Consider the following 8,045-nt stretch of genomic DNA (forward strand, 5'->3'; position numbering starts at 1 on the left):
AGCTCTACTGGCTTAAATCGGCACACTGTTGAGTTCTCAAACAACACACGCACATCCGAATCAACCGCCAAACAAGGCGACCTCATCCGAGGCTGGTTTGTCTTCTTAGTCTTTGGAGTGTCTTCGCTCGTTCCGGTTTTTCCGGCCCGTGTCGCGCTGACAGGAAGAAAGTTACACGGTCGCCAACACGGGATCAAATCGGGGGGTCCACACCCGGCGGCAGCCCGCTGCCGAGCGGCGAAAGCCGTTGTGCCACAAGGGTTTCACGGTCCGACCCGAGCGCGGCGGCCGGACGACCAGGACCGAGTCGCCCATAGCCACCAGAAGCCGTCGCGGAGCGCGTTTTCGCTGATCAAGTGCGGTGCACGGACAACTTCGACGCTCCAGCGGCCCCGACGAAGCTGGGAATGTGAACTCTTGTGACGGCGGTCACTATTCCCCCGAGAGTGGGTAAAGGGGCGAGTACGCATGGTTTGGCCATCGGGATCGGCCTGCCTACCGGCGGGCCGCTAATCGGCAGGAGCACATCCATGCTCAAGACCAAGTCCACGCTTCGACGCACTCTCGCGCTGGTCACGGCCAACGCCGCGCTCGGCGCGGCCGTGGTCGTGGGGGCGACGCCCGCCGCCGCCGCGCCCATCGCCCCGGCCGCGGTCACCACCCTCACCTACGACGACAGCCTCGCGGGCGAGTTCAAGTCCGTCGTCGCCGATGGCGCGGCCGTGTGGAACGCGGCGGTGAGCAACGTGCGGATCGTCAAGGCGGCCGCCGGGCAGCGGGTCAACATCCGCGTCATCGCCGACGACGGGTGGCCCCGCGCGACCCTCGGCCCGATCCGGGCGACCGGCACGGGCACCGTGTGGTTCGGCCGCCAGGCCGTCCAGCAGGGGTACAACCCGCTGCGGATCATCGCCCACGAGTTCGGTCACTCGCTCGGGCTGCCCGACCGGCGCACCGGGCTGTGCGCGGACCTGATGTCCGGCAGTTCGGCTCCGGTCACCTGCGCCAACGCCCAGCCCAACCCCGCCGAGCGCTCGGTGGTCCAGCGCAACTACGCCACCGCCGTCGCCACCCAGGACACGCCGCTCACCCTGGTCGTCAGCGACGCGGCGTAGGCCGGGTCCGCCGCGTTCGCCAAGCGGGGTCAGGACTTCGCGACGAGAGTCAGCACGTCGTACTTGGCCGCGGAGGTCCCGTCCTGCTTGGTGACGTCGGCGTCCCAGCGGACTTCCCCATACGCGGCGTTCTCGCGCGGGGTGATCCGCTTGGCCGTCAGCGTCACGGTCAACTCGTCCCCCGGGTAGACCGGGGAGAGGAACCGCAGGTTCTCCAGGCCGTAGTTGGCCAGCACCGGGCCGGGCTCCGGGGACACGAACAGTCCCGCGGCGAAGGACAGCACCAGGTAGCCGTGCGCGACGATCCCGCCGAAGAACTCGTTCGCCGCGGCGGCCGCCGGGTCGGTGTGCGCGTAGAACGTGTCGCCGGTGAACTCGGCGAAGTGGTCGATGTCGGCCTGGGTGACCATCCGGGGACCGGCCACGACCGAGTCGCCGACGCGCAGGTCGGCCAGGGACTTGCGGAAGGGGTGCACGCCCTCCTCACGCGGGGCGCCCGCCACCCATTCGCCGGTGACGGCGGCGAGCACCTTGGGGCTGGCCTGCACGGCGGTGCGCTGGAGGTGGTGCAGCACGGCCCGGATGCCGCCCTGCTCCTCCCCGCCGCCCGCCCGGCCGGGGCCGCCGTGCACGAGCGCGGGCAGCGGCGAGCCGTGGCCGGTGGACTCCTTGGCGTCGTCGGAATCGAGGACGAGCAGCCTGCCGTGCCACGGCGCGGCCCCGAGCACGACGTCCCGGGCGAAGTCAGCGTCCGCGGTGACCACGGACCCGACGAGGCTGCCCTGGCCGCGCGCGGCGAGCTCGACCGCGTGCTCGGTGGAGGTGTAGGGCATGAGGGTGCTGACCGGGCCGAACGCCTCGACCTCGTGCGGCTCGGCGCGCTCGGGGTCCTCCGCGCACAGCAGCACCGGGGACAGGAAAGCGCCGCGCTCGGGGTCGGCGTCGACCACCTCGACCCGCTCGGGATCGCCGTAGACGAGAGTGCCCACGGCGAGCAGGGCCTTGAGCGAGCGCCGGACCTCTTCGCGCTGCTCCAGACCGGCCAGGGCGCCCATGCGCACGTCCGGGTTGGCCGGGTTGCCGACCGTCACCGTCGACAGCCGTTCCGCGGTGGCCTCGGCGACGGTGTGCAGCAGAGCGGCGGGGACGATGGCGCGGCGGATCGCGGTGCACTTCTGGCCCGCCTTCACCGTCATCTCGGTGACGAGCTGCTTGACGAACAGGTCGAACTCGGCCGTGCCCGGGCCCGCGTCCGGGCCGAGGATCGAGCAGTTGAGCGAGTCGGCCTCGGCGTTGAACCGCACGCTGTGCCGCACGATCGTGTCGTGGGCGCGCAGCCTCCGGGCGGTGGACGCCGAGCCGGTGAACGAGACGAGGTCCTGCGGGGTCAGGTGGTCGAGCAGGTCGCCCGCGCCGCCGCTGACCAGTTGCAGGCTGCCCTCGGGCAGGATCGCCGAGTCGATGATCAGCTCGACCAGCTTCTCGGTGACGTACGCGGTCTGGCTTGCGGGCTTGACCAGGCTGGGCACGCCCGCGACGAAGGCGGGGGCGAGCTTTTCCAGCGGCCCCCAGACGGGGAAGTTGAACGCGTTGATCTGCACCGCGACGCCGCGCAGCGGGGTGGCGATGTGCCTGCCGACGAAAGTGCCGCCCTTGCCCAGCGGCTCGACGGGGCCGTCGAGGTAGACCTTGGCGTTGGGCAGTTCGCGCCTGCCTTTGCCGCTGTAGGCGAACAGCACGCCGATGCCGCCGTCGACGTCGATCTGCGCGTCGCGCCGGGTGGCCCCGGTGCGCGTGGACAGGGCGTAGAGCTCGTCCTTGCGTTCGGTGAGGTGCGAGGCGAGGACCTTGAGCAGCGCGGCGCGCTGGTGGAAGGTCAGCTCGCGCAGGGCGGGCCCGCCGACGCGCCTGCCGTGGTCGAGGGCGGCGGCCATGTCGATGCCAGCGGAGGAGATGCGGGCGACCTCCGCGCCGGTGACCGCGTCGTGCAGGGGCGCCCCGTCGTCCGGGCGCTGCCAGCGGCCGGACACGTAGCTGCGCAGAACCGCCATCGAACTCGACCTCCCGAGGCCGGGGCGGCGTCGTCGCCGCGCGTGCCGACCGTCCGGTTCCGATGGTAGTGCCGCGCCCGGCCCAGTGGCGGGCCGACGACCTGACTCCCGCCTACCCGGTAGGGCCGCATTCGGCGAGCATCTCCAGCAGCGCGGCCTTCTCCGGGGCGGTGACGGAGAGCTGGTAGACGTGCTTGACCTCGATCCAGTTGGCGGCGTAGACGCACCAGTACGTCTTCAGCGGCGGTTTCCACTGGTCGGGAGACTGGTCGCCCTTGCTCTGGTTGACGTTGTCGGTCACCGCGATGAGCTGGGGGTGGGCGAGGTCGTTGGCGAACTCCCTGCGGCGTTCGTCGGTCCACTCCGCCGCGCCGCTGCGCCAGGCCGCGGCCAGCGGCACCCAGTGGTCGATGTCGATGTCGGCGGCCTTGGTCCAGGTCTCGCCGTCGTAGGGACTCGTCCAGCTACCGGACACGGCGCGGCATTCCGCGTCGGTCTTGACGTCGACGCCGTCGCGCTTGAGCACGGTCTCGCGGGTGTCGCAGGCGCCCTCGACCGTGGCCCAGTGCGGGAACCGGTCCCGTGAGTAGCCCGCCATCGAGCCCGCGGGCTTGACCGCGAGCTCCGACAGCCGCTGCCGGGCGTCGGTCGGCGACACCGAGGACGGCGGCGTGTTCGGCTGGCCCGCGCTGAACCAGTTCGTGGCCCAGGCCAGGACCACCACGGCGACGATCAGCGCGACGACCGGGAGCAGGCGCTTCACGGGAGGCCGCCCGCGAGCCGGACGACGAGCGCGGTGGCAGCCGGTTGGCGCATGAATCACTCCCGAGAATATGCAGCTTTGCCCGCATATATTCGGGTTCAGGCGCCAACCGGCCGGGAGCCACGCCGGACGGCCGGCCGAGATCGCCGTCACACGGCTCTAGTGCGCGACCGCCTTCTCCGCGCCGACGCCGGTCAGCGCGCGGACCTCCATCTCGGCGTACTTGTCGTCCCGGCGCTCCTTGGACAGGACCGTGCCGAGCCAGCCGAGGAAGAACGCCAGCGGGATCGACACGATGCCCGGGTTCTCCAGCGGGAACCAGTGGAAGTCGACGCCCTGGACCATCGACGGGGTGGCCGCGGTGGCGGGCTTTCCGGACACCGCTGGGGAGAACACGATGAGCACGATGCTCGACACCAGGCCGCCGTAGATGCTCCACAGCGCGCCGGAGGTGTTGAACCGCTTCCAGAACAGCGAGTACAGGATCGTGGGCAGGTTCGCCGACGCGGCGACGGCGAAGGCGAGCGCCACCAGGAACGCGATGTTCTGCCCGTTGGCGACGATGCCGCCGACGATGGCCACGATCCCGATGACCACGGCGGTGATCCGGGCGACGCGCACCTCGGCGTCCTTGTCGTCCACCTGGCCCTTCTTGATGACGTTGGCGTAGATGTCGTGCGCGAAGGACGCCGACGCGGTGATGGTCAGGCCAGCGACCACGGCCAGGATCGTGGCGAACGCGACCGCGGCGATGAGCCCGAGCAGGACCGGCCCGCCGAGCGCCTGGGCGAGCAGCGGCGCGGCCGAGTTCGCCTTGCCGGGGGCGTTGCGGATGGCGTCCGGCCCGACGATCGCGCCCGCGCCGTAGCCCAGGACCAGGGTGAACAGGTAGAACACGCCGATCAGCCAGATCGCCCAGACCACCGACCGGCGGGCCTCCTGCGCGGTGGGGACGGTGTAGAAGCGCATGAGGATGTGCGGCAGGCCCGCGGTGCCGAGCACGAGCGCCAAGCCGAGGGAGACGAAGTCGAGTTTGCTGGTCGCCGACCCGCCGTACTGCTTGCCGGGGTTGAGCAGCGCCTCGCCGGACGCGCCGCCCGCGTCCACCGCCGCGCCGAGCAGGCTGGAGAGGTTGAAGCCGAACTTCGCCAGCACCCAGACCGTCATCGCCAGCGCGCCGGTGATCAGCAGGGCGGCCTTGATGATCTGCACCCAGGTCGTGCCCTTCATGCCGCCGACCAGCACGTAGACGATCATGATGACGCCGACGACCGCGATGACCACGGACTGGCCGGTCTTCGACGTGATGCCCAGCAGCAGCGCGACCAGGCCGCCCGCGCCCGCCATCTGCGCGAGCAGGTAGAAGAACGACACGACCATGGTCGAGGTCGCCGCGGCGGCGCGGACCGGGCGCTGGCGCATCCGGAACGCCAGCACGTCGCCCATCGTGTACTTGCCGGTGTTGCGCAGCAGTTCGGCGACCAGCAGCAGCGCCACCAGCCAGGCGACCAGGAAGCCGATGGAGTAGAGGAATCCGTCGTAGCCGTTGAGCGCGATCGCGCCCGCGATGCCCAGGAACGACGCCGCCGAGAGGTAGTCGCCCGCGATGGCCACGCCGTTCTGCGGGCCGGTGAACGACCGGCCCGCCGCGTAGTAGTCGGCCGCGGTCTTGGTGTTGCGGCTGGCGCGGAAGACGACCACGAGCGTGATCGCCACGAAGGCGCCGAAGATCGCGATGTTGAGGGCGGGGCTGTTGCCGGTCACGCCCGCCGCGAGCCCGCTCATTCCGCGGCTCCTTCGAGGTCGGCGCGCAGCTTCGTGGCGAGCGGGTCGAGTTTTCGGTTGGCGTAGCGGACATACAGGGCGGTGATCGCGAAGGTGGACGCGAACTGCCCCAGGCCGAGCACCAGCGCGACGTTGACGTCGCCGACCAGCTTGGTCGACATGAACCCGTGCGCGTAGTCGGCCAGCAGCACGTAAACCAGGTACCAGAGCAGGAACAGCGCGGTCATCGGGAACACGAAGACGCGCAGCCGCCTGCGTAACTCGGTGAACTCCGCGCCCGCTTGGACTTCGGCCCAGTCCTCATGCGGCTCGGGTGTGCTCATGGGTGCCTCCTCGGTTCGGGGAGTGACCCCGTCACGGTAAGGAAGTGCCCCTACCCGGAGCGTGATCACCGGCCCAAACGACGAGTGACGCGACGAACGGCCGACGAACGGCGCGCGGACCACGACGAGTGGCCCAGGTCACGGGTCGGCGCGAGGGTGCGGCGCTCGCGCAGATGCAGGCGCAGCATGGCCGCCGCCGACCAGGACGGCGGGCGGCCGAACAGCGACACCACGATCATCGCGCCGAACGCGAGCGGCACCGACCAGGGCGCGGGCTGGGCCACCAGGATCGCGGGCCACCCCTCGACCTGCGGTCCGAACAGAGTGGCCGCGATCGCGCCCGCCGACGCGGCCAGGCCGACGGCGACCCCGGCGATGGCTCCGGTCGCGGTGAGCCGCGACCACCAGACGCCGAGCACCAGCAGCGGGCAGAACGTCGACGCGGCCACGGTGAACCCCCAGGTGACGAGCACACCCGCGTCCAGCCGGGCCGAGGGCAGGGCGAGCAGCACGACCACCGCCGCCGCGGCGACGACGGTGTAGCGCAGCCGCGCCACCCCGCCCGGCGCGAGGTCGTGCGAGATCGCCCCCGCGACGACGAGCAGCAATCCCAGCGAGGTGGCCAGAAACGCGGCGAACGCGCCCGAGGTGAGCAGCACGGTGAAGAACGTCCCAGCCATCCCACTGTCCACTTGAGACGGAAGGGCGACCACGGCGGTGTCGGTCGCGCCGGAGAGGTACAGGTGCGGCACGAGCACCGCGGCCAGCGTGCCGTAGACACCGGGGAACAGGTAGAACACGCCGAGCAGCGCCACGGTGATCGCGGCCGTGCGGCGCGCCGCGCGGCCGTCCGGGCTGGTGTGGAAGCGCATCAGCACATGCGGCAGCCCCATGGTGCCGAGCATCGTGGCGAACAGCACCGCCCACGTGCCCAACAGCGGATGCCCCGCGTCCCGCAGATCCAGCAACGGCCGCTGCCACCCCGGCCCACCCGGCGCGGCCCCGCCGCGCACCCCCGGCACCGCCGCTCCCTCGGCGAAGACCAGAGTGGCACCCGCCGGAACCCGCAACTCCCCCGGCGGCACGACCCGTTCCGGGTCCAACAGCACGGTCGGCTCCCGTACTTCGAGCGTGACCTCGACCTCGAAGTCGACCGGCGTGTTCGCCGCGAAATGCGTGAACTCCACCGGGTGGAGGGCGTCGTGGCGGGTCTGCGGGCCCGCCTGCGACAGCAGCCAGATCGCGGGGACGATGAACAGCAGCAGCTTGAAGCAGAACTGGAACGCCTGCACATAGGTCGCCGCCCGCATCCCACCCGCCGCGAGCGTCACACTCACCACGACGGCGGCGATCACCACTCCAACCCAGTAGGGACTTCCGCTGACCACACTGAGCACGAGCCCGGCGGTGCGGAACTGCGGCACCAGGTACAGCCCCGCGATCACCAACACCACCACGGCGGCCAACCGCCGCAACGGTTTCGACGCCAGCCGCGCCTCAGCGAAGTCCGGCACGGTGACGGCGCCGGAACGCCGAAGCGGGGCGGCGACCAGGACGAGCATGGCGACGTAGCCTGCGGTGAATCCGACTGGGTACCAGAGCGCGCCGACGCCGTCTTTGACCATGAGGCCCGCGATGCCGAGGAACGAGGCGGCGGACAGGTATTCGCCGGAGACGGCGGCTGAGTTGACCAGCGGCGAGACCCGGCGGGAGGCGACGAGGAAGTCGGAGGTGGTGCGCATGGCGGCTACACCACGGAGGCCGACTAGCAGGGTCACCAGGACTACGGGGGCGACCGCGAAGAGGGCGATCACTGGTGGTCCGGTTCTGTGGGGGTTGCTCTGGGCTTTCGTGGAGCGGGTTCCTGGGATGGCTGGGTTGTGGGGTCCGCTCGACGGGGTGGAACAGGTTCGTGGGGTGGCTGGGTTGGTGGGGTTGCTCGATGGGGTGGAGTGGTTTCTTTGGGGCCCCTACGAAGGAAGATCCCGTCGTGGGAAAGACGGGTGGG

6 protein-coding genes are annotated in these 8,045 nt (G+C 70.8%); 1 reads left to right on the forward strand and 5 read right to left on the reverse strand.

Annotated features, from left to right (window positions below; genetic code table 11):
• Positions 1–530 precede the first annotated feature (530 nt).
• The gene (locus ACZ6SD_RS32655) at positions 531–1,115 is read left to right on the forward strand and encodes a snapalysin family zinc-dependent metalloprotease (RefSeq protein ID WP_465320887.1); all 585 of its coding nucleotides are present in this window, start codon (positions 531–533) and stop codon (positions 1,113–1,115) included.
• A 29-nt stretch (positions 1,116–1,144) separates the two neighbouring features.
• Here the strand turns inward: ACZ6SD_RS32655 and paaZ are convergent, their stop codons facing one another.
• The 5 genes from paaZ to ACZ6SD_RS32680 form a co-directional block, all read right to left on the reverse strand.
• Positions 1,145–3,166, reverse strand: a complete 2,022-nt coding sequence (gene paaZ / locus ACZ6SD_RS32660; RefSeq protein WP_465320888.1) for a phenylacetic acid degradation bifunctional protein PaaZ — start codon at positions 3,164–3,166, stop codon at positions 1,145–1,147.
• A 112-nt stretch (positions 3,167–3,278) separates the two neighbouring features.
• On the reverse strand, positions 3,279–3,929 hold the full coding sequence (locus ACZ6SD_RS32665) for an HNH endonuclease family protein (protein WP_465320889.1): 651 nt from the start codon (positions 3,927–3,929) through the stop codon (positions 3,279–3,281).
• Positions 3,930–4,088: 159 nt separating this feature from the next.
• Positions 4,089–5,714 carry a solute symporter family protein gene (locus ACZ6SD_RS32670; RefSeq protein ID WP_465320890.1) on the reverse strand — a complete coding sequence of 542 codons (1,626 nt, stop codon included), beginning with the start codon at positions 5,712–5,714 and terminating at the stop codon, positions 4,089–4,091.
• Positions 5,711–6,037: a DUF485 domain-containing protein gene (locus ACZ6SD_RS32675; protein ID WP_465320891.1), complete on the reverse strand. Its 327-nt coding sequence runs from the start codon at positions 6,035–6,037 to the stop codon at positions 5,711–5,713. The genes ACZ6SD_RS32670 and ACZ6SD_RS32675 overlap by 4 nt, the downstream gene beginning before the upstream one ends.
• Before the next feature lie 65 nt (positions 6,038–6,102).
• Positions 6,103–7,851, reverse strand: coding sequence for a sodium/solute symporter (locus ACZ6SD_RS32680; protein WP_465320892.1), 1,749 nt, complete (start codon positions 7,849–7,851; stop codon positions 6,103–6,105).
• Positions 7,852–8,045: the final 194 nt, after the last annotated feature.

Source organism: Actinokineospora sp. NPDC051303 (genome assembly GCF_055586285.1).